The sequence below is a fragment of the Labrys sp. E2SS-1L genome (genome assembly GCF_057073705.1).
Genome location: NZ_CP172713.1, coordinates 1,092,056 through 1,111,790, shown reverse-complemented (window position 1 = coordinate 1,111,790; position 19,735 = coordinate 1,092,056). Strand labels below are relative to the sequence as shown.

The window sequence follows — 19,735 nt, the reverse complement described above, 5'->3', positions numbered from 1 at the left end:
CGATATCATGGCATCGAGCCTTTCGGCTGGGCTGGACCGAGGCCGAGATCGTCGAATCTTGCTTGGCTCATGCTGTCCGCCTGACGGAGCAGGGCGGTGAGCTCGGTACGGATGGCGGGAGTATTCGACAGAGCCAGGCGCATGACGAGCTTGTCCGAAGCCTCCAGGCGATCCCAGCCGCCGGCGATATCCTGCGCCGTGCGGCGGCGGAGGTCGTCGGGCAGGGCGGTCCATAGCGGCAAGGCAAAGAGGGCACGGCTCGCCATCGGTACCGATTCATTCGGTCCCGTGAGTGCCGACAGGCGCAGGGCCTGCTCGACCTCCTCCATGCCCTTTCCGGCGGCAAGCCGGGCGGTAGCCAGATCGAGCCAGGCACTGCTCGACAGAGGCTGGCGCTTCAGCAGGCGGACGGTGTCCTCGATCGTTCCGGTGGACTGGGTCTGCGTGATGGCGGATTGCATGGCAGCTTCAGCCAGGGCACCGGTTTCCAGTGTCGCTGCAAAGGGTCGGAGAGAGGCCATGTCGCCAGTTTCTTCGGCCTGGCGCTCGGCGAGCGCATAACCGAGGACCAGGACCGAGCGCCAGACCGCAAAGCCGGCCACGGCTATGCAAAGAATCGCCGTGCCTGTTCGCATCAGCTGACCGCTCATTTCTCGTAATATTTCCGGTAGTAGCGGCTGCCATAATAGTAGCCATAGGCAAAGCGGCCATATTTCTTGGCCTTGTCGTCCATGATGTGGTTGAACACGATGCCGGCCACCTTCTTCTGGCCGGCGATCTGGCGTAGCGATTGCTGCACCATTTCGCGGGCTGTCGCGGCCCAGCGCACGATATAGATCACCTTGTCGACCAGATTGGACACGATGACCGGATCGATCACCGGCCCCATGGGCGGCGTATCCACGATCACCACGTCGAACCGGCTGCGCACCTTCGCCATCAGAGCCTTCATGCGCTCGGAGGCCAGGAGATCAGGCTGGTTCTTGCTCTCGCCACCAGCGGAAAGCGCCCAGATCCGGTATCTCTCGCTGTAGAAGAGCGCCTGTTCGAGTTCGATCTCGCCCAACAGGCATTCGATCAGGCCGGGCGCCTTCTCCTTCCTCAATTGCGAGGAAGCCGAGGGATGGCGCAGGTCGCAATCGATGAAAAGCACATTCTGGCCCGATTGGGCCGCCGAGGTCGCCATCATCAGGGCGATCGTCGTCTTGCCCTCGCCCGGCAGGGTGGACGTTACCTGCACCACCTTGGGGGGATGATCGACATTGCTCATCTGCACGGCGCTGCGCAGCGAGCGTATCGCCTCCGAGCTGCGTGCCAAAGGCATTCGCAGGGGATATTCGGGCAGGCTGAGCAGCCGACCATTCTCGTCCTTGGTGCGGGGCGAGAAGCGGGAGATCGAAGCGAGCAGCGGCATTTCGAGCAACGTTTCGATCTCGCGCGGCGTGGTGAAGCCGGCGTTCAGGGCTTCCCTCAGATAAGCCGCCCCGATGCCGACGATAAGCCCGAGAATGAGCGATGTCAGGATGATCTGGGTGCGCTTGGGGGAGGAGGGGATGCCGGGTGCCACCGCGGGCGTGATGATCCGTGCGTCGCGCGCCTCGAAGGTCGATTGTTCCTGGGTGAGGCGCGCGCGCTGCAGGAAATCCTCGAACAGGCTCTTGTTGACGGCGGCGGTTCGCTCGAGTTCGCGCAGGGTGATCGCCTTGGAGGCGTCGAGGTCGGATTGCCCGGAGGCTTCCTTCAAGGCCTGCTCGGCCGCGTCCTGGCGGGCCAGGGCAAGATTGTAGTTGTTCCTGACGTCGCTGGCGATCTGGCGCAGAGTGTTGGCGATGCTGCGGCGAACATCGGATAATTGGGCACGGACGTTCACGACTTGGGGATGGGCACCGGTATAGCGCGCCAGCAAGTCCGCCTCCTGGCGGGACAGATCGTTTTCCTGGCGCCGAAGATCGGCCAGGACACCGGAACTCGCCGCCTCGGGCAGAGCGTCGAGCTTGCCGCGCTCGGCCTGGATCTTGGTCAACAGATCCAGATGCGACTTTCTTTCCGCCGTATCGGCGCGCGCCGCCACCAGCCGGCCGTTCAATTGCGTGAGTTGCTCCTGGTTGAGCGACGCACCGGGCACGGCCTGCGCGAGATTGTTGTCGGCCCGGAACTTGGTCACCGCTTCCTCGGAGAGGCGCAATTGCTGACGCAACTCCACCAGGCGGTCGTTCAGCCAGTTCGAGGCGCGCTTGGCCGCTTCGAAGCGGGCGTCGAGCTTGTCGACCACATAGGCATCGGCAATTGCATTGGCCAATTGCATGGCCCTGGCCGGGCTGTCCGACGTATAGGAAACGTTGATCACATAGGCCTGGCCGGCCCGCGAAATCACCACCGCATTCTTGAGGCCTTCGACCGCGGCGACCATGGCCGGCGACATCGCGTCGTCGGACTCGCCGCCAGGAGCCGGCTGTGCCGATGTTGAGCCGGCATTGGTCTGGGGCGCCTGGGCGGGGGTGCCGCTGCCGCCGAGCAGGCCTTCCTTGAGCACCACGCGCTTGAGCAGAACGGTGGAGCGCATCACAGCGATCTCACTCTCGACCACGGACAGATCGAGAGCGGTGTCGGTGTAGATGGAGTCCGGGCCTGCAGCCTTTTCCTTGCGAGGGTCCAGCAGCAATTGGGTGGTGGCCGTATAGAGGGGCGTTTGCCGGGCGATATAGATTGCCCCCAGCAATCCGGCCAGGATGGTCCAGGCAAGGATGAAGGCCCATTGCCGCCAGACGAAGTTGACGGTGTCACGGATATCGAATCGGCCGCCCTGGGCTTCACTGTCCTCCAATCCGCGCAAGCTCGTGTCGAGACGGTTCAACATCTGGCGCAGCTCCGATGGTGATCAGGGATCCATCCGCAGTTCATGACAGTGTCCCATCCGACAGGTTCACGCTGGAACTGGCCCATTGGGACACGCCAGCGCCGAGCAAAGCCATAAAGGTCAACGAGATTGCCTGGATCTGCAGGCTGAAATCGACGAGCGCATGCACACCCAGCAATATGCCGGTGCCGACGGCGCAGATCAGCGGAGCCCGATGCCGGCGCCGGCGGAAGGCACCGATCCCGCAAAGTCCGATAAGCCAGGCCACCAAGGCTATCATCATGGTTCCGAATACGAGGCCAAGTCCTTGCAAAACCTCAAGATAGGTGTTGTGTGCCTTGTCCCACACGCCCGTCGTCGAAATGGATTGATCGCGATAGACGGGAAAAATATCGGTAAAGGTGCCGTAGCCAAAACCCGACAGTGGGGCATCCTGCAGGGAACGGATCAAGATGTCGTTGACGGCCGCTCGGCTGGTGTCGGTCAGGCCGGAGGCAGCGATACGCCCGAAGACGACGTCACCCATGAAGACGACTGCGCCTCCTAAAGCCAGCAGCGGCACGAGGAGCACGGAAATCCGCTGGAGGATGGATCCGTCCGAGCGCGGGAACGTCAGGACCAGCACGCAGGCAAGGCCTGCGGCCGTGGCGATGACGCCGCCACGCGAACCGGTTGCCATGAGGGCGCCGAGCGCCAGCAATCCTGCCCCGATCTCGATCCAATGGAACTGCGCGATCAGGCGAAGGAAACGGCCTGGCTGATGAGAACCGGTTGCGGATGCGGCTCTCAGCGCCCTGAGCCACAGGGTCAAGGCGATGATGACGCCGATGCCGGCATAGGCGGCCAGGCTGTTGCGGTTGACGAAGGTCGATCGCACCAGGCCGGGTGCGGGACCGTCGAGATAGGGGATGCTCGAAGCCTCGAAGACCGCAAGGTAGAGCCCCAGCGCTGCATAGACGGCGATGATGGCCATGATCGCATGGAGCAGCAGATGCGCCCGGGGCGCCGAGCGACAAAGCTGGAGCGCCAGCCAGAACACGCTGGCATCGGTGATCAGGCGAAGGAGCCCGAGCGCGCTCGCGCCGGGGTCGACACTGATCGAGCCGGGGACGGGTTCGCCGAGCGCCTGGGCGGCCAGGGGCCAGATGGGATGAACCAGGGTGGGCGGCATCCATGGCGAAATCTGCAGGAGGATCCAGGCGACGACACCAATGAAAAGGCCGATCGGGACCGAAAGATAGCGGGCAGCTACCGCATGAGGCCGGCCCAGGACGATCCGGCTGAGTTCGTAGGCGATCACCAGTCCGGGGAACAGGATGCCGTTCACGCCCCAAGCCATTGCGCGGTTGCTGCCGAGCCAGGCCGGGGCCCAGGCAAGGCCGAGGATGAGAGCGGCCAAGAGAAGCTTCTCGACAACGCCTGTCGTCATCCTCGTCTCTGCGCGAGACCTCAGGCGCTCATCCGCAAGCGTGCCGCTCGCCAATGCCACTCGCCCCGATCGCAACGATATCCGTTTTTGCCATGCTACCGCCGTTAGGGTGAAACGGTCTGTCTCGCCCTCTGTCCGACATCTGGAGGCCGGCAAAAGCCGGCCGGCGTCAAACTGCCTCCAGCGCTCGCCGTGGCAGATTGATCTCGACAGCTCGGCCCATGATCTCCAGCAGAACGCGGGCGCGTTCATTGGGATCGAGGCGCATCAACGGGCCGATGCTTTCAGTAAATGGACCCAGCGTCACGCGAACCGTCTGCCCTTGTGCAAGATCACGGTCGAGCCGGGCGACGCCCTCGGCATCGACATAGGTCAGGATCGTTTCGACCACGCCTTCGGGCACCGGGAGCGGCAGATTGGAGCCCATCACCACCTGCACCACGCCGATGGTGCCGTTGATCGAGCGCCAGCGTTCGCGTTCCAGATCGAGGCGTACGAACAGATAGCCTGGAAAGAGGGCGTGAAAGGCGGTCCGGCGCTTGCGCGCATGCAGGACGGTGCGAAGCGTGCGCGGCAGGAAAACCTCGAATCCCTGGTTCTCCAGATTGAAGCGCGCGGTCTCCTCCGAGCGGGCGCGTGTCTGCACGACATACCAGCGTTGCCCACGCATATTGGCCTGAAGCAGACTGGATAGGGCCCTGCTCATGATTGCAACCGGCGCAGGGAGCTGTTCCAGGCCTGCGTCCCCTCGATGGCGGCCTCAGGATTTGCAGACACGTCGTTGCTGAACAACATGAGCTCAGGCTCGCGGAAATGACCGAATCTGGCAACCATCAATTTCGACTTATCGGCAGGCCGGTAGGGGCTGACGAAGTCCAGCCCGCGGCGTTGTGGGGACTTTGATAGACGGGCGCAAAACAGCCCCTCGGGGCGCCCGAGGCCGTCGCCAGCGCCGCGAATTGCTGGCGCGCAAGTGCGGTCAGGAGAGCGGTGAGCGTCTGGTTGGCGCATTGCATTGCGGCCCTGACGGGTGTGCCGCAGGTCAGTGGATAGGGTTTGACGTCAGCCTTTCCCGAAGAGCACTTCTCCCGGCTCGCAGAGCGGGCGGCCATCGGCTTGAGACGGCGCAGCATCATGATCTTCTGCAGCCTGTCCATGCATCCGGCCCGGCATTGCGGACTGGATTCCGTCAATTCGTCGAAGGCATGCAGCAGGCCGCGGGCGATCGCCGCCATTTGCTCGGGATTGGAGCGGTTGGCCAGGGCGATCAGCGCGAAGGCCTGTTCAGGCTGGGCGACGGCCATTCGATAGGCGGTCCCCTCCAGGGCCTGCCCGCCATGGGGATAGGCCGAAAGCAGCCTGAGCATTTCCGGCGCCAGGTTTTCCTGTGCCTGTTCGCAGCCAAGCGGGTCCGTTTCCGAAACGCAGGCCGGCGCCTGGGTCGATTGCGCCTGAGCAGCCGTAGCGAGCCACAAGCAGGCAAGAATTGGCAGCGTGAGCCTCGCCAGCATGGTTCTCGGCTCCCTAGTAATGGTAAGTCAATCCGAGTGAGACGACGTTCTGGTTGAATGAAGCGGCGGAATTGAAAAGCGCTGCTTGCCTGTATTTCGAACTGGAACGGTTGAACTGGTATTCGACGGTGAGCGCCATGTTACGCCATAGATCATAGCGAAGCCCGGCGCCGGCCGACCAGACCTGAGTGTTGGTGAGATTGGAGACGGCGCTATAGCGCGTCTGGCCGTAGCCGCCCTGGACATAGGCGGACCAGAGCTGCGACAGGGCATAATCGACCTGGAGCCGGGACTGGAATGTCCGGCCGGAAGCCGATTGCATGGCCTGTGTGACAGCACCATTGCCCGAGGGAAGCAGGACGGGGGTCTGCGAGAAGGAGAGCGACTGATCGACCGAAGCGGCAATGGTGAGGTATTGCGTCGGATAGTATGAAATCCGCCCGCCGAACGCCGGCTGGTTCGTCGAGCCGGAGGTGCTGCGCGATCCGCTGCGAGCCTGGTACCCCACATAGATTTCGCCGCGCACGAGCCGGATCAGCTCCGAGCCGAGGCCTGTCGTCACATGGTAGACGGAGTCGCCCTTGACCTTCCTGTCATAGCGATGGAAATCGGCGCCGCCCTCGACGAAGGCATAGATCTGCGGGGTCAGCATGGTGGTGGCACGAAGCGCCACATAATAGTCCGTGCCATTGAACGGGGTGGGGAAGCCACTCTTTGCCGCGGCCTTGTCGTCGGGGCGATCGAAGCTGGCATAGATGACGCCGCCGGACAGGCGGATGGAGGTCTGATCGGTCACCTTCTTTTCGACCGCGACGCCGGCTTCGTAGGTATTGGTGAAAACCGAGGAATCGGTGAGGACGGCGCCCGGGCGCTGCCAGGTCTGGTAGGGCGATGACCAGAACCCCGGGCTGAACATGCCGTTGGCGCGGCTGAAGTCGCCGTGAAGCCGGATGGTGAGGTCCGGCAGGGGCGAATAGGTCCATGCCGCCCCGACCTTGGCAGTGATGCGGCTGCTGTCCTGGTGCGACGGGTAGAGCTGGAAATCGCCGTTGGCATAGACGGCAAGACGATGAATGCCGTCTTCCCATGCCGCATCCAGGCGCGGTTGGATCTGCACCCCGAGGGATGATTGGCGGTTTCGGTCCTGGCCGTCGATATTGTCGTTATAGACCGCGCCGAGGAACAGGGATGGATAGACCAGCCAGCCACCGAAGGGCAGTCCTTCGACGAAATTCGGGCTGGCGGTGATGCCCAGGGTTTCGGCCGTCGCCTGGCTGGGCGTGGCCTCGAGCGCCGATGCATGCCGCAAGCCAAAGCCCGGAACGAGCATCGCCACCGAAGCCAGGAAAACCAGTGACGTTGTGCGCTGCATGAATACCCCTGGCTCTCGGGTTCGAGCGACTAGAAGTAACGCATGGGGACGCGGATAAGATCGCCCGGCAGAACGGGAATATTCGATGAAATCGGGTATTTCTTGAACCCGTTTTCGCCGACATGCTGAATGTCGATGTTGGATGTGCTGGCCCTGTAGGTCGTGCCGCCGGCCACGGCCAGGGCGCTCACGATATTCAGGCCGCTCTTATAGTCATATTCTCCCGGCTTGTTGACCTCTCCCAGAATATAGAAGGGCCTGAAGCTGGCGAGGTCCACGGTGACCTTCGGATCACGCAGATACTCGCCGCTGAATTTGGAGGCGAGCGTCCTTTCCATCTGCTGCTTGCTCAGGCCTGCTGCCTTCACCGTGCCGGCAAGCGGCAGGGAGACGAAGCCGGCCGGATCGACCTGATATTCTCCGGTGAGACGGTCTTCCCCGAAGACCGTAACCCGGATCTTGTCGCCGGCCTGGATGTTCGGGGCTGCGACCGCTGCTTTCCGGATGAGGGCTTCCTGGTCGGCTTTCGAGGCAACGCCGACCGTGTCGTTTGCACAGGACGCGAGCAACAGGCAGAAAACCGCAATGAGTGCCGAAAATGGCCTCGATTGAATACCCATACGCGACACCCACAACCCCTCGCGCCTGAGATCGGATACGTAAACAACGTAACGATAGGCGTAAGTGTGTTTTTTTGTCCAATAATTTCTCCCGCCTGCCTTACGCTTTATTTAGTTTGCTTAATGAACAAATTCGTCCGACCTATGAAGAAGGATGTTGATAGCTCAAGCATCGGGCATAATCTTCGTGCTATTTGATTATAATTCGTGGCATGGATGGCGGCGTTGCCAAAGGGAGAAGGCGTGTCAACTGTCCCGCCTGGAACGAGAATTTACGCCGTTGGTGACATTCATGGCCGCCGGGACCTGCTGCTGCGGATGGAACAGCGGATCCTGGCCGACCTCGATGGCGGTATCACCGAACCTCTGGTGGTTTTCCTGGGGGACTATGTCGACAGGGGTCCCGAGTCGGCCGGCGTGATCGAGCATTTGTCCTCCTGCCGGTTCGGCGCGACCATCAAGGCCCTGCGCGGCAATCATGAGGATCTGCTGCTGTCCTTTCTCGATGACCCCGCGGTCCTCGAACGCTGGCGCAAGTTCGGCGGCCTGGAAACGCTTCACTCCTATGGGGTCGATGTCAGCGAAGCCCTGCGCGGGCGCGGCTATCGCCAGGTCCGCGAGCAGTTCGCCGGAAAGCTGCCCGCCGCCCATCGGCGATTCCTGGAAGACATGCCCCTGAGCCATAGTTGTGGTGACTATTTCTTCTGCCATGCCGGGGTGAAGCCGCGCATTGGCCTGGACCGGCAGGCAGGCGAAGACCTTTTGTGGATCCGGGACGAGTTTCTGAAGTTCGGCGGCAGCTTCGGCAAGATCGTGGTGCACGGTCATTCGCCCGTCTCCGAGCCGGAAATGCACGCCAATCGGATCAATGTCGATACGGGGGCCTTTGCAACCTCGCGTCTCACCGCAGTCGTGCTGGAAGAGGCAGGCCGGCGCTTCTTGAGTGCCACACCATGAGGAGCGGCAAGCCGATTACGCGGCAACAAGACCTGCGACCGCAATTGGGGAACGACAATGGTTCGGTGCGACCGCCTCGGAACTGGCAACCCTGTTTACGGGTTGGCAGCTTGACGTTGCTACAGTCATATTTATTCTGGGCTTGTAAGGAGCGTTGAATGCGGTCCCGAATCCCGACGTCATATAGTCCGCGTAAATTACGTCTGTCACTTTTCGACGTATTGTGGGTGATTGCCGCACCGATATTGACGCTGGCGTTGCGGGATATTGACCTCCTTGCCTGGCCGAATGTGCCATTCGACCTTCCGGGTCCCTATCTTTTTGTTTTTGTTACGATCGCATTTGCAATCCCGGCCTTGCTCATCTGTCGTGCCGGGGATGCCGTCCGGAACACGTTTTCGGTGCCGGACCTCTATGCGATCGGCGCGGTGATTGCATTGACCATCAGCGCCAGCGGCCTGGTGCTTTTCATGCTTACGCGACTCGATGGCATCCCGCGCTCGACCCCGATCATCTACTCGCTCGTCCTGGGCGCTGGCCTGGTGGGTGGGCGGGCCTTCTCGAGGCTCGTTTCCCATGAGCGCGCCAGGGTCAGTGCCAAGCGCAACATCACCGATCTTCGCAAGGTCATCCTGATCGGCACGGATCAGTTCGCCTGGCTCGTGATCAAGCTCATCGAGAGCCAGGCGCCGGTCACCACGCAGATCATGTCGGTCCTCGACGAGGGACCGTCGGCGACGGGACGCTCGCTCAACGGTGTGCGCGTAGCCGGGCGCGTGGGCGATCTCGGACGCATCGTCGATGAATATGCCCTGCATGGCGTGACCATTGATGCGGTGTGGCTGTCCATGGAGCCCGGCCAGTTGGAGACAGCCAGCCTCCGGTTCGTCACGGAAGAGTGTGGTCGCCGCGGCATCGCGCTCAAGAGCGTGGCACAGGCGCTGGAGCTCATGCCCAAAGGCACTGCGGGGATACCGGCCTTGCCCATGCTGGCGGCCCGGGATGCGCAGGCACATCCTGCGGCCGTGTTACGGCGCTATTTCGGCGTGAAGCGTGCCATCGACATCGTGGCCTCGATTGTCCTCATGCTGCTGCTGGCGCCCGTCTGGCTGCTGGTTGCCACGCTCGTATTGTTCGACGTCGGACGCCCCCTGCATTTCTGGCAGCAGCGGGTGGGACGGGGAGGCCGGCATTTCTTCATCTACAAATTCCGGACCTATCACGCTCCCTACGACGCCAAGGGGCATGTGGTTCCCGGGCCCGAGCGTCTGTCGCCGATCGGGCGGTTCATCCGGAAGATGCGGCTCGACGAGATTCCGCAATTGTTGAACGTCCTTACGGGTGAAATGTCGCTGATCGGCCCCCGTCCGCTTCTGCCGGCGGACCAGCCGGCCAATCCCGGGCTCCGCCTTGCCGTGCGGCCCGGCATCAGCGGCTGGGCCCAGGTCAATGGCGGCAATCTCGTCACCAGCGAGGAGAAGGACGCCCTCGACGAGTATTACATCGACAATGCATCCCTCGCCCTGGACCTGAAGATTGCCGTCATGACCGTGATCTTCGTATTGGGTGGCGAACGGAGGGGAAGTGCTGCGCTCAATCGCGCCATGGCCGCGCGCAGGGGCAGAAAAGCTCTGGCGCGGGGCTTGGCGGAACAACACTCCCCCCCGACCTATCGACGTTGACCGGAACGGCAGCGCCCCCGCATGGCTCCGAAACAGCGCCGCGTTTTTCTGGTCAACCGCTATTTCCATCCGGACACGTCCGCGACCAGCCAGATCGCGTCGGATCTGGCGGGCTTCCTTGCCGAACAGGGCTGGGAGGTGATCGCCATCACGGGTGCCGGCCGTTATGACGAACCCACCTGCAGGCTGGATCCCGACGCGGTTCTGCCCGGTGTTGCTATCCACCGCGTCGGTCCGGTGACGGAGGCGAGCTCATCGCTCCTCCGGCGTGCCGGCGTTGCGCTCGCCGTTCATGCGGCCCTGGCCGTCGAGGTCTGGCGATACGCACGCGCCGGTGATATCGTCGTGGTCAAGACCGATCCGCCATTGCTGAGTGTCTCCCTCTTGCCTGTCGTCCTGGCGCGGCGCCTCAGGCAGGTCAACTGGCTGCAGGATGTCTATCCGGAAGTTGCGGCAGAGCTCGGCCTGAAGGCCGGCAAGGGGCTGCTGGGAGGTATCCTGCGCAGGCTGCGGAACGCCAGCCTTCGCCATGCTGTCATGAACGTGGCGGTCGGCGAGAGGATGAAGGCGAAGATCACCGGATTTGGCGTGCCGGCTGCCCGGGTCACGGTGCTCTCCAACTGGTGTGATGACCGCAGCATCGTGCCGGCTGGCGGGGAGCCCAGTCGGTTGCGCCGTGACTGGGGACTGCAGGACAAGTTCGTGGTCGGCTATTCGGGCAATCTCGGCCGGGCGCATGAGATCGACACACTCATCGGTGCCGCCCGCCTGCTGCGGGACGAGCCCGGGATCGCCTTCCTGTTCATCGGAAATGGCTATCTGACCCCTTACCTCAAGCGGGCCGTCGCCGAGCATAGGCTGGGAGCGATGTTTTACTTCCAGCCCTATCAGGATGCCGGCGCATTGCCGCAGTCCCTGACGGTACCGGATATTCACTGGCTGTCGCTCAATCCGCACCTGGAAGGCCTGATCGTGCCGAGCAAGTTCTACGGTATCGCCGCGGCCGGAAAGCCGATGATTGCGGTCATGGCGCCGGACGGCGAGATCTCCGACCTGGTCCGCCGCTCCGACTGTGGGGCCGTCATCGTTCCCGGCGACAGCGCGGGCTTCGCGGCGACCGTCCGCCAATGGTGCGGCCGGCCTGATCTCCTGGCGGAGAAAGGGCGCAACGCGCGCGCCCTGATTGAGAGTGGGCTTGACCGGCGTTCCAGCCTGCACGCCTGGCAGACGCTGTTGCTGTCGGTCGCGGGGCCGCCGAAAAGCTAGGTCGCAGCCATGGATGCGTGGCGCGGTGCCGTCGCTCCACTCATTCAAATTGCGGGCTGCGGTAGCTTTTTGCCAACCTGAGCAGGCAAGGTGAAATACCCCCGCCGCGGGCTGTTGCCTCCCCCGTCCAGGCCTGCTAGTCCTTTTGCAAGGGGATACGACATCTTTCGCTGAACTGGATGGCTCAATGCACCAGCGTCGTGGCCTTATGCTTACCATTACTTGGGTTGTCTTTGCGATAATCGGCCTGGCCCTCGGTGGCGGGGGGATCTGGCTGCTGATGCTGGGGGGATCCCCCTACTATATCGTCGCCGGGCTTCTGATGCTGGTGACGGCCTTCCTGCTCGCCAGGCGTCATTCCTCCGCCCTCGTCGTCTATGCCGTGCTCCTGCTCGGCACGCTCATCTGGGCCGTGTGGGAATCCGGTTTCGATTTCTGGCTGCTGGCACCGCGCGGCGACATCCTCGCACCGCTCGGCCTATGGCTGCTGCTGCCCTTCGTCACCCGTCCCTTGCGTTCCCCCGCAACCGGCGAGTTGAGCCTGGCGGCCCGCATGCCGCTCATCGTCGCGCTGCTCGCCTGCGCCGGCGTCCTCGGCTATTCGCTCACCCAGGACCCGCAGAGCTTTGCCGGCAACCTGCCGCCGGTCGCTTCGCCGGCCCCTGTCGCAGCCGATGGGGCAAACCTGCCCGACGGCGACTGGCCGTCCTATGGACGCACCCAGTTCGGCAATCGCTATTCGCCGCTCGCCCAGATCACGCCGCAGAACGTGTCCCAATTGAAGGTGGCCTGGACCTTCCGGACCGGCGATCTCAAGGGTCCCAACGATCCGGGCGAACTGACCAACCAGGTCACGCCGATCAAGATCAAGGACACGCTCTATCTATGTTCGCCCCATCAGATCCTGTTCGCGCTCGACGCGAACACGGGCAAGCAGAAATGGAAGTTCGATCCGAAGATCGCCTATGACAAGACCTACCAGCACATGACCTGCCGCGGGGTCTCCTATCTCGAGACCAAGGCCGATGCCCGGACCTCCGATGGCAATCCCCCGCCGGCCGAGTGTCCGACGCGGATTTTCCTGCCGACCAATGACGGCAGGCTGTTCGCGGTGGATGCCCAGACGGGCACGCCCTGCGCGCAATTCGGCAAGGGCGGGTCGATCGACCTGATGGAGGGCATGGGGGTCTCCCAGCGTGGTTTCTACTACGTGACCTCCCCGCCCGTGGTGACCGACAAGATCGTGATGGTCACCGGCTCGGTGATCGACAATTATTCGGCCACCGTGCCTTCAGGCGTGTTCCGCGGCTTCGACGTGCATACCGGCAAGCTGGTCTGGGCCTTCGACGCCGGCAATGAGGATCCCAACCAGACGCCGTCGGCGACGCATAAATTCGTCGACGCCTCGCCCAATTCCTGGATCGTGTCGTCCTACGATCCGAAGTTGAACCTGGTCTACATCCCGACCGGCGTGCAGACCCCCGACATCTGGGGCGGCAATCGCACGCCTGCCAGTGAACGCTACGCCTCCTCCATCGTCGCCCTCAACGCCGATACCGGCAAGCTCGCCTGGTCCTACCAGACCGTCCATCACGACCTCTGGGACATGGACGTGCCGGCCCAGCCCAGCCTCGTCGACCTCGCCAGGCCCGACGGCAGCGTGGTGCCCGCCCTCTATGCGCCGACCAAGACCGGCAACATCTTCGTGCTCGACAGGCGGGACGGCAAACCGATCGTACCCGCCCCCGAAAAGCCGGTGCCGCAGGGCGCCGCCCCGGGCGACCGGGTCTCGCCGACGCAGCCCTTCTCCGAGCTCACCTTCCGGCCGGAAAAGAAGCTGACCGATGCGGATATGTGGGGCGCGACCATGTTCGACCAGCTCGCCTGCCGGATCATCTTCAAGCGCTTGCGCTATGAAGGGACCTTCACGCCGCCTTCGCTACAGGGAACGCTGGTCTTCCCCGGCAATCTGGGCACCTTCGAATGGGGCGGCATCGCCGTCGACCCGGTACGGCAGGTCGCGATCGCCAACCCGATCTACCTGCCCTTCGTGTCCAAGCTGATCCCGCGCGGCCCCAACAACCCGGCAACGCCAAATGCCAGCCTGCCCTCGGGAACCGAGCAGGGCGTGCAGCCCCAGTTCGGCGTTCCCTTCGGCGTGACGATCAATCCGTTGCTGTCACCGGTCGGCTTTCCCTGCAAGCAGCCGTCCTGGGGCTTCATCGCCGGCATCGACCTGAAGACCAACAAGATCATCTGGATGCACCGCAACGGCACCATCCGCGACGTCTCGCCGATCCCGCTGCCCTTGAAGATCGGCATGCCCGGGCTCGGCGGTCCCATCGTCACGGGCGGCGGCGTCGCCTTCATGACCTATACGATGGACAATTATATCCGCGCCTATGACGTGACCACCGGCAACCAGCTGTGGGAGGACCGCCTGCCGGCCGGCGGGCAGTCCACGCCGATGAGCTACGAGATCGGTGGCAAGCAATATGTCGTCACCATGGCCGGTGGCCATGGCTCGTTCGGCACCACGATGGGGGATTACCTGGTCGCCTACAGCCTGCCGTAGCGCCGATCGGATCCTGAAGCTGCCGGGCTCTCAAATGATCTTCGCGATCGCGTCGAACAGCGCAAGATTGAGATCCTTGGCGTCGTCGACCACGGCCTCGGGCTGGGACGAGACCTTGGCGACGACCATTTCGGCTTGCGGGTCGACATAGAGCCACTGGCCGTGAATGCCGAGGGCGAAGAAGGCGCCGTTGCCGGTGCCGGTCTGGTACCATTTGTTGCGATAGCGCCCTTGCGGCAGCCATGCCGCGGAGGTGCCTTCGACCCAGGCCCTGGAGGAGCCGCCGGTAGTGGTGTCGGTGACCCATTCCTGCGAGACGATCCGGCGTCCATTGGCCATGCCACCCTGGCGCATCATCTCGCCGATGCGGGCGAGATCGCGCGGTGTCATGTTGATGCCGCCGCCGGTGCGCGGCGTACCGGCCCTGTCGACCGTCACATAGGCGTCCTGCCGGGCCCCGAGCGGCTGGAACAGGCGCTCTGATGCGAGGTCCGGAAAGCGCTGTCCCGAGGCGCCCTGGATGATCAGGCCGAGGACGTCGGAATTGGGCGAGGCATAGTGATAGGGGCCACCGTGGGGAGCCTTGCCCTTCTTCAATCCGGCAATGAACTCAACGACCGTTTCGATCTTGTCGTCGGGGTCTGGCGGGTCCAGGAGACCGGCACGCCGATAGCGGGCATAGGGACCGCGCGGGTCGTGGTAGATCTCCTCGAAATCCAGGCTCACCCTCATGTCAAGGACGTCCCTGACGCGCGCATCGCCATAGGCCGAGGCTTTGAGGGCCGGCACATAGCGCGATACCAGCTCGTCGAAATCGAGCAGCCCGTCGTCGCGGAGGATCCCCGCGATGATCGAGGTGACGGATTTGCTGGTCGAGAACAGGATATGCCGGCTCTGCAGCGTAAAATTCGGGGCGTGGAAGTCTGCAATGATGCGGCCGGACTTCATGACGACCATGGCGTCGGCGCAAGTCTTGCGGAGGAGTTCGGCCACCGTGACAGGCCGCCCTTCGAGCCTCACTGTCTCGTCCAACAGGTCCCTCGCATCGACGACCGGCTCCTCCGCCAGGCCGGGCGTGGCTGCGATCCGAGCTGTCGGAATGAGTTCGCAGACATGGCGAAACGCCCAGACGTTCCAGGGCGCCGCGCGCCAGTTGCCGAGCCGGACCGCGTCCCTGGCGAAACCCCACGCCGCCTCGAACGCCGATGGATAGGTCATCAGGGGATACTCCGTCAGTCGATATGCTTGAGGAAATCGGCAAAGCGCTCGCTTGGCGGATCCGACAGCAGGTCCGCGGGCTTGCCATCGTGGACGAGTTGGCCGCCATCCATGAAGAGCAGACGTGAGCCGACACGCTTGGCAAATCCCATCTCGTGGGTCACGACGACCATGGTCATGCCTTCGAGCGCCAATGTCTGCATGACCTTCAGAACCTCCTGGCGCAGTTCCGGATCGAGCGCGGATGTGGGTTCGTCGAAGAGCATCAGCTTGGGCCCGACGGCCAGGGAGCGGGCGATGGCGACGCGCTGCTGCTGGCCGCCGGAAAGCTGCGAGGGGTAGTGGTCCATGCGTTCGCCGAGGCCCACCTTCTGCAACAGGGCGGCGGCGATGTCGCGCGCCTCCGCCTTGCTCTTGCCGCGCGCACGGATCGGGCCGAACATCACGTTCTGAAGGGCGGTGAGATGCGGGAACAGGTTGAACTGCTGGAAGACCATGCCGGCCTCGAGCCGGATGCGCCGCACATCGCGCGACGTACCGAGGACGCTGATGCCATCGACCAGGAGGGTGCCTTCACTCACCCTTTCCAGCACGTTGATGCAGCGGAGCATGGTCGACTTGCCGGACCCGGATGGGCCGATCACGACGGCAACCTCGCCGGGATCGATGGCAAGATCGATTGATTTCAGAACGCGATGGCTGCCGAACTGCTTCGAGACCTTGGAGAATTCGACCATGCTCATGGCAAGCGCGCCGCCCGTTCGACGAACCGCAGGCTGACGGCGAGAATGCTGATGACGATCAGATAGATCACGGCCACCGCCGTCCAGATCTCCACGGCACGAAAATTGCCGGACATGATCTCCTGCCCGCGCCTGGTCAATTCCCCGACACCGATGACGAGAAAAATCGAGGTGTCCTTGACCACCGAGACGAGCTGATTGCCCATGGCGGGAAGAGCGCGCCTGACAGCTATGGGGGAGATGACATGGACGAGCACCTTGCGAAAACTCAACCCCATGGCGAGGCCGGCCTCGCGCAGGCCCGCCGGAACGCTCTCGAGCGCGCCGCGAACGATCTCGGCATTGTAGGCACCGGAATTGATGATCAAGGTCAGAATCCCCGCGCTGGCGGCGCTGATGCGGACATCGATGAGGATGGGCAGCGCGAAATAGATGAACATCACCTGCACGGTGATCGGCGTGCCGCGGATCAGGGCGACATAGAGCTGAGCCGGAACCTGCGCCAGCCACCCTCCATAGGTGAGCAGGGCGCCGGTGATGGCCCCGACAACCACGCCGCCGGCCAGGCCGGCCAGAGCGATCAGCATGGTTACCTCGAGGCCCTGCAGCAGCTCGGGTAGAGCGTCGAAGACGGCCGTCCAGTCAAAAGTCATCAGGGGTCCCGTCGATGGTTGACCACATGACAAGTGGGCTAGGCGAGATGACAAGTGGGCTAGGCGAGCCTCGGCTGTGATTGCGCTTCGGCTCTCGATGGCTTGCTGCCGAGCTCACGCCGGGTCCTGTCCAAACCATTTTTCGCGAATGGCCTTGAGCCGCCCGTCGGCCTTCATCGCCGCCAGCGCCGCATTCGCCGGCATCACGAGCGGGCTGCCCTTCCTGAAGCCGATACCGACATCACGGCCTTCGAGGGTCGGGCGTATGACCCGGACTTTGCCCTTGCCCGTGTTGTTGGCGTAGTACATCAGGGCCGGCGTGTCATAGATGACCGCGTCGGTACGCCCGGCCTGAAGCGCCAGCAAGGCGTTGTTGATGCTCGGCAACTGGTCGAGCGTCGCGCCCTTGATGTGGTCCTTGATGTAGTCGACGGCGATGGTTCCGGTCTCGGTGCCGATCGCCTTGCCGGCCAGGTCGTCGGGCGTGTTGATGGTGGTGTTGCTGGCGCTCGTCACCGCCACCAGCCCGCTCTGGTAATAGGGGGCCGAAAAATCGATGACTTTCTGCCGCTCGGGTTTGATGAACAGCTGCGAGACGATCGCATCGATGTTGCCCGTCTGCAGGGCAGGGATGAGGGCGCCGAAGTCCATCGGCTGCACGCGCCATTTGCGGTTCAGGGCCTTGGCGACTTCGGCGAACATCTCCATGTCGAAGCCGGAATAGTGATCGCCATCCTTGTAGGCGAAGGGTGGGCTGCCGACATTGGAGCCGACGATGAGCTCGGCTTCGTCGGCCCTTGCCGGGCCAGCGAGAATTGTGGCGGGCACCGCCAGAAGGCCGAGCTGGAGAATCTGTCTGCGATCCATTTTTTTCCCCTTTGTTATGGCAGGCATCAGAGCGCTGGTGCCTGTGGTGATCGGGCCTGTTGCCGATCAGGACCTGGCTCGGTCACGCCCTTCCAGGCGGACGGCCCCTCCCAGCCAGCAGCCGGCAGGGCGCCCATGGCCGAGTTGAAAACGCACCAGGATTTCCGAGGGGCGCCGCATTGCCCGTCCCTGGCGGATTGTTATCGGGCGCTCTGATGCTTCCACCATGGCGTTCGCGAGCAGGCCGAAGGACAGGGCCGATGCGGCAATGCCGGTGGCTGCGTCCTCGGGATAGCCGGATGCCTTGGGGAACTGGCGAGCCTCGACGATCTGGGCGTCCCCATCGAGCACCGCGTAGGGATAGAGGCCGGTCGAGCCGATCCGGTCGCATAGGTCCTCGATCCTGGCGAAATCGGGGCTCAACCCGTTCAGGGTCTCGGCGCTCTTCAGGGGGACGAGCGTCTTGACCCGGCTGGTCGACGCGTTCTGGATCGGTCTTGGTGCGAGATCGCCCGATCCCACCCCGAGAACCTCGAGGATGCCGGCGGTGTCGCCATCGCCGAGCGTTTCGACCGTGCCGACCGGCTGCGAGATTTCGACAGCCGCACCGCGTTCGGTTCGTTCCCGAATTCTCGCCGCAACGCGGCCGCTCTTGGTCCAGATCGCAAGCTCGTTACCCGGCAGCCGTCCCAGCCGATCCAGCAGCCACAAGGCGCCGACGGTCACATGTCCGCACATCGACATTTCGTGGTTGGGCACCCAGAAGCGGAGTTCGAAATCGCAATTCGAGGCGGGCGGTGGCGGAAGAACGAAGCCGCTTTCATAGCCGGAGGAACGTGCAACCTGCTGCATGTCCGCATCGGACATTCCAGCGGCATCGATCACGATCGGTGCCGGATTGCCTCCATTGGGGCCTGCCGCAAACACACTGACTATCTCAACGTCCGAACCCATTGCCAACCTGCCTGTCGCGCAGAATTTACGGCGTGCAGGCTATCGCGGCGGTCCTCGCTCCGCGCGTCCGAACGGGCCTTAGATTTTGATCGACCGGGCCAGGCTCTTGCGGATGTCGGAAGGGGATCGGCCCTCGGCGCGCCGCATGGCATGGGCAAGCGCCGCTCCGCTCTCGAAACCCACCCGGAAGGCGATCTCGCCGACCGGCAGGTCGGTTCCGGTAAGGAGTTCGCATGCCGTTCGCAGACGGATCCGCAATTGGAACTCGCCCACCGAGAAGCCGGTGCCTTCGCGGAACAGGCGCGTGACGTGGCGCCTCGAGACGCCGAAGCGATCCGCCAGGGCGTCGAGCGGAACCTGCTCGTCGGCATGAAGCGCCAGATAATGCTTGAGATCCTCGACCAGCGCCATGCCGTGTTCGTAGCGTGAGGCAGCGGGCGCGATCTCCCCTGCCATGACTTCGGCGATGCATTGCACGAGCAGGGCGGATGTCAGCGCCTGCCTGACCTTGCCATCGCCGTAGGCGCCCTGGCCATTTCGAAGCGATAGCGCCTGCAAGGCTTTCACGGCGGAGGTGCGGTGAACCAGGATCGTGGTGCGCGTGCGCCGGTGAAACTCGCTGAGCGAGCCCGCTTCCCGGTCGAGCCGGCTGAGCGTGGCACCCGTCACATAGATGGCAAGGTGACGATGAGCGCCGATGGCCGCCCTCGTTTCATGCGCCTGGTTCGGGGGCACCACCGCAAACCGGTCCTGCGACAGCCAGGCCCCCTCGCGGCGGCCTTCGTGCTTGAGTTCGACGGTCCCCTGGCTGGGCAGGATGAACATCAGACAATCGTGCCAATGCCAGGGCATGGCATAGCTGCCGCTACCTGCCACCGCCGCATGCTCGTCGTCGGCGGCTATGAGCAGATCGGACCTTGCCGTGTCGCGCAATTGCTCGAATGACCGCAGCATCCTTGATCTCTGATCCCTTCCTTCGCACAGAGTAACAGCGGTAGATGGGAACCGGCAATGCAACTCTGTGTGCCCTT

Annotated in this window: 17 protein-coding genes; 4 read left to right on the top strand and 13 right to left on the bottom strand. The window is 63.4% G+C overall.

Translation table 11 applies throughout. The features are described from left to right. Positions 1 to 5: 5 nt before the first annotated feature. The 7 genes from ACIGJE_RS30680 to ACIGJE_RS30650 all read right to left on the bottom strand — a co-directional run bounded on the left by ACIGJE_RS30680 (position 6) and on the right by ACIGJE_RS30650 (position 7,789). Positions 6 to 650 carry a hypothetical protein gene (locus ACIGJE_RS30680; protein WP_311936652.1) on the bottom strand — a complete coding sequence of 215 codons (645 nt, stop codon included), beginning with the start codon at positions 648 to 650 and terminating at the stop codon, positions 6 to 8. After that, positions 647 to 2,857 carry a GumC family protein gene (locus tag ACIGJE_RS30675; protein ID WP_483680489.1) on the bottom strand — a complete coding sequence of 737 codons (2,211 nt, stop codon included), beginning with the start codon at positions 2,855 to 2,857 and terminating at the stop codon, positions 647 to 649. The genes ACIGJE_RS30680 and ACIGJE_RS30675 overlap by 4 nt, the downstream gene beginning before the upstream one ends. Before the next feature lie 40 nt (positions 2,858 to 2,897). Beyond that, the gene (locus ACIGJE_RS30670) at positions 2,898 to 4,286 is read right to left on the bottom strand and encodes an O-antigen ligase family protein (RefSeq protein WP_483680488.1); all 1,389 of its coding nucleotides are present in this window, start codon (positions 4,284 to 4,286) and stop codon (positions 2,898 to 2,900) included. 169 nt (positions 4,287 to 4,455) lie between these two features. After that, a complete protein-coding gene (gene nusG, locus ACIGJE_RS30665) occupies positions 4,456 to 4,992 on the bottom strand; it encodes a transcription termination/antitermination protein NusG (protein ID WP_311936644.1) in 537 nt (178 codons plus the stop codon). Between the two features lie 127 nt (positions 4,993 to 5,119). Beyond that, positions 5,120 to 5,797: a hypothetical protein gene (locus tag ACIGJE_RS30660; protein WP_311936641.1), complete on the bottom strand. Its 678-nt coding sequence runs from the start codon at positions 5,795 to 5,797 to the stop codon at positions 5,120 to 5,122. 13 nt (positions 5,798 to 5,810) lie between these two features. Further along, positions 5,811 to 7,169 carry an outer membrane beta-barrel protein gene (locus ACIGJE_RS30655; protein ID WP_483680486.1) on the bottom strand — a complete coding sequence of 453 codons (1,359 nt, stop codon included), beginning with the start codon at positions 7,167 to 7,169 and terminating at the stop codon, positions 5,811 to 5,813. Positions 7,170 to 7,198: 29 nt separating this feature from the next. After that, a complete protein-coding gene (locus ACIGJE_RS30650) occupies positions 7,199 to 7,789 on the bottom strand; it encodes a polysaccharide biosynthesis/export family protein (protein WP_483680484.1) in 591 nt (196 codons plus the stop codon). Positions 7,790 to 8,005: 216 nt separating this feature from the next. Here ACIGJE_RS30650 and ACIGJE_RS30645 point away from each other — a divergent pair, with 216 nt between their 5' ends. The 4 genes from ACIGJE_RS30645 (at position 8,006) to ACIGJE_RS30630 (ending at position 14,269) form a co-directional block, all read left to right on the top strand. After that, the gene (locus ACIGJE_RS30645) at positions 8,006 to 8,746 is read left to right on the top strand and encodes a metallophosphoesterase family protein (protein WP_415085663.1); all 741 of its coding nucleotides are present in this window, start codon (positions 8,006 to 8,008) and stop codon (positions 8,744 to 8,746) included. Between the two features lie 401 nt (positions 8,747 to 9,147). Further along, positions 9,148 to 10,428 (top strand): sugar transferase, encoded by a 1,281-nt coding sequence (locus ACIGJE_RS30640; protein WP_394311375.1) that lies wholly within the window; start codon positions 9,148 to 9,150, stop codon positions 10,426 to 10,428. A gap of 21 nt (positions 10,429 to 10,449) precedes the next feature. Then, entirely contained in the window at positions 10,450 to 11,694 is a 1,245-nt protein-coding gene (locus ACIGJE_RS30635; RefSeq protein WP_483680482.1) for a glycosyltransferase family 4 protein, read from the top strand. A gap of 187 nt (positions 11,695 to 11,881) precedes the next feature. Continuing rightward, entirely contained in the window at positions 11,882 to 14,269 is a 2,388-nt protein-coding gene (locus tag ACIGJE_RS30630) for a glucose/quinate/shikimate family membrane-bound PQQ-dependent dehydrogenase (protein WP_483680480.1), read from the top strand. Between the two features lie 30 nt (positions 14,270 to 14,299). Here the strand turns inward: ACIGJE_RS30630 and ACIGJE_RS30625 are convergent, their stop codons facing one another. From ACIGJE_RS30625 to ACIGJE_RS30600, 6 genes are all read right to left on the bottom strand, one after another. Further along, positions 14,300 to 15,487 (bottom strand): serine hydrolase domain-containing protein, encoded by a 1,188-nt coding sequence (locus ACIGJE_RS30625; RefSeq protein ID WP_483680478.1) that lies wholly within the window; start codon positions 15,485 to 15,487, stop codon positions 14,300 to 14,302. A gap of 14 nt (positions 15,488 to 15,501) precedes the next feature. Further along, positions 15,502 to 16,230 carry a glutamine ABC transporter ATP-binding protein GlnQ gene (gene glnQ / locus ACIGJE_RS30620; protein WP_367624644.1) on the bottom strand — a complete coding sequence of 243 codons (729 nt, stop codon included), beginning with the start codon at positions 16,228 to 16,230 and terminating at the stop codon, positions 15,502 to 15,504. Next, positions 16,227 to 16,883, bottom strand: coding sequence for a glutamine ABC transporter permease GlnP (gene glnP, locus ACIGJE_RS30615; protein WP_311936622.1), 657 nt, complete (start codon positions 16,881 to 16,883; stop codon positions 16,227 to 16,229). Before glnP ends, glnQ begins: the two co-directional genes overlap by 4 nt. Before the next feature lie 114 nt (positions 16,884 to 16,997). After that, positions 16,998 to 17,750: a transporter substrate-binding domain-containing protein gene (locus ACIGJE_RS30610; protein WP_367624642.1), complete on the bottom strand. Its 753-nt coding sequence runs from the start codon at positions 17,748 to 17,750 to the stop codon at positions 16,998 to 17,000. 66 nt (positions 17,751 to 17,816) lie between these two features. Beyond that, a complete protein-coding gene (locus tag ACIGJE_RS30605; RefSeq protein WP_367624641.1) occupies positions 17,817 to 18,704 on the bottom strand; it encodes a PhzF family phenazine biosynthesis protein in 888 nt (295 codons plus the stop codon). 78 nt (positions 18,705 to 18,782) lie between these two features. Then, a complete protein-coding gene (locus ACIGJE_RS30600; protein ID WP_367624640.1) occupies positions 18,783 to 19,658 on the bottom strand; it encodes a helix-turn-helix domain-containing protein in 876 nt (291 codons plus the stop codon). Between the last annotated feature and the right edge of the window lie 77 nt (positions 19,659 to 19,735).

Coding starts and splice junctions, on each gene's coding strand:
- ACIGJE_RS30680 (WP_311936652.1), bottom strand. CDS start 650: ATGAGCGGTCAGCTGATGCGAACAGGCACGGCGATTCTTTGCATAGCC.
- ACIGJE_RS30675 (WP_483680489.1), bottom strand. CDS start 2,857: ATGTTGAACCGTCTCGACACGAGCTTGCGCGGATTGGAGGACAGTGAA.
- ACIGJE_RS30670 (WP_483680488.1), bottom strand. CDS start 4,286: ATGACGACAGGCGTTGTCGAGAAGCTTCTCTTGGCCGCTCTCATCCTC.
- nusG (WP_311936644.1), bottom strand. CDS start 4,992: ATGAGCAGGGCCCTATCCAGTCTGCTTCAGGCCAATATGCGTGGGCAA.
- ACIGJE_RS30660 (WP_311936641.1), bottom strand. CDS start 5,797: ATGCTGGCGAGGCTCACGCTGCCAATTCTTGCCTGCTTGTGGCTCGCT.
- ACIGJE_RS30655 (WP_483680486.1), bottom strand. CDS start 7,169: ATGCAGCGCACAACGTCACTGGTTTTCCTGGCTTCGGTGGCGATGCTC.
- ACIGJE_RS30650 (WP_483680484.1), bottom strand. CDS start 7,789: ATGGGTATTCAATCGAGGCCATTTTCGGCACTCATTGCGGTTTTCTGC.
- ACIGJE_RS30645 (WP_415085663.1), top strand. CDS start 8,006: ATGGCGGCGTTGCCAAAGGGAGAAGGCGTGTCAACTGTCCCGCCTGGA.
- ACIGJE_RS30635 (WP_483680482.1), top strand. CDS start 10,450: ATGGCTCCGAAACAGCGCCGCGTTTTTCTGGTCAACCGCTATTTCCAT.
- ACIGJE_RS30630 (WP_483680480.1), top strand. CDS start 11,882: ATGCACCAGCGTCGTGGCCTTATGCTTACCATTACTTGGGTTGTCTTT.
- ACIGJE_RS30625 (WP_483680478.1), bottom strand. CDS start 15,487: ATGACCTATCCATCGGCGTTCGAGGCGGCGTGGGGTTTCGCCAGGGAC.
- glnQ (WP_367624644.1), bottom strand. CDS start 16,230: ATGAGCATGGTCGAATTCTCCAAGGTCTCGAAGCAGTTCGGCAGCCAT.
- glnP (WP_311936622.1), bottom strand. CDS start 16,883: ATGACTTTTGACTGGACGGCCGTCTTCGACGCTCTACCCGAGCTGCTG.
- ACIGJE_RS30610 (WP_367624642.1), bottom strand. CDS start 17,750: ATGGATCGCAGACAGATTCTCCAGCTCGGCCTTCTGGCGGTGCCCGCC.
- ACIGJE_RS30605 (WP_367624641.1), bottom strand. CDS start 18,704: ATGGGTTCGGACGTTGAGATAGTCAGTGTGTTTGCGGCAGGCCCCAAT.
- ACIGJE_RS30600 (WP_367624640.1), bottom strand. CDS start 19,658: ATGCTGCGGTCATTCGAGCAATTGCGCGACACGGCAAGGTCCGATCTG.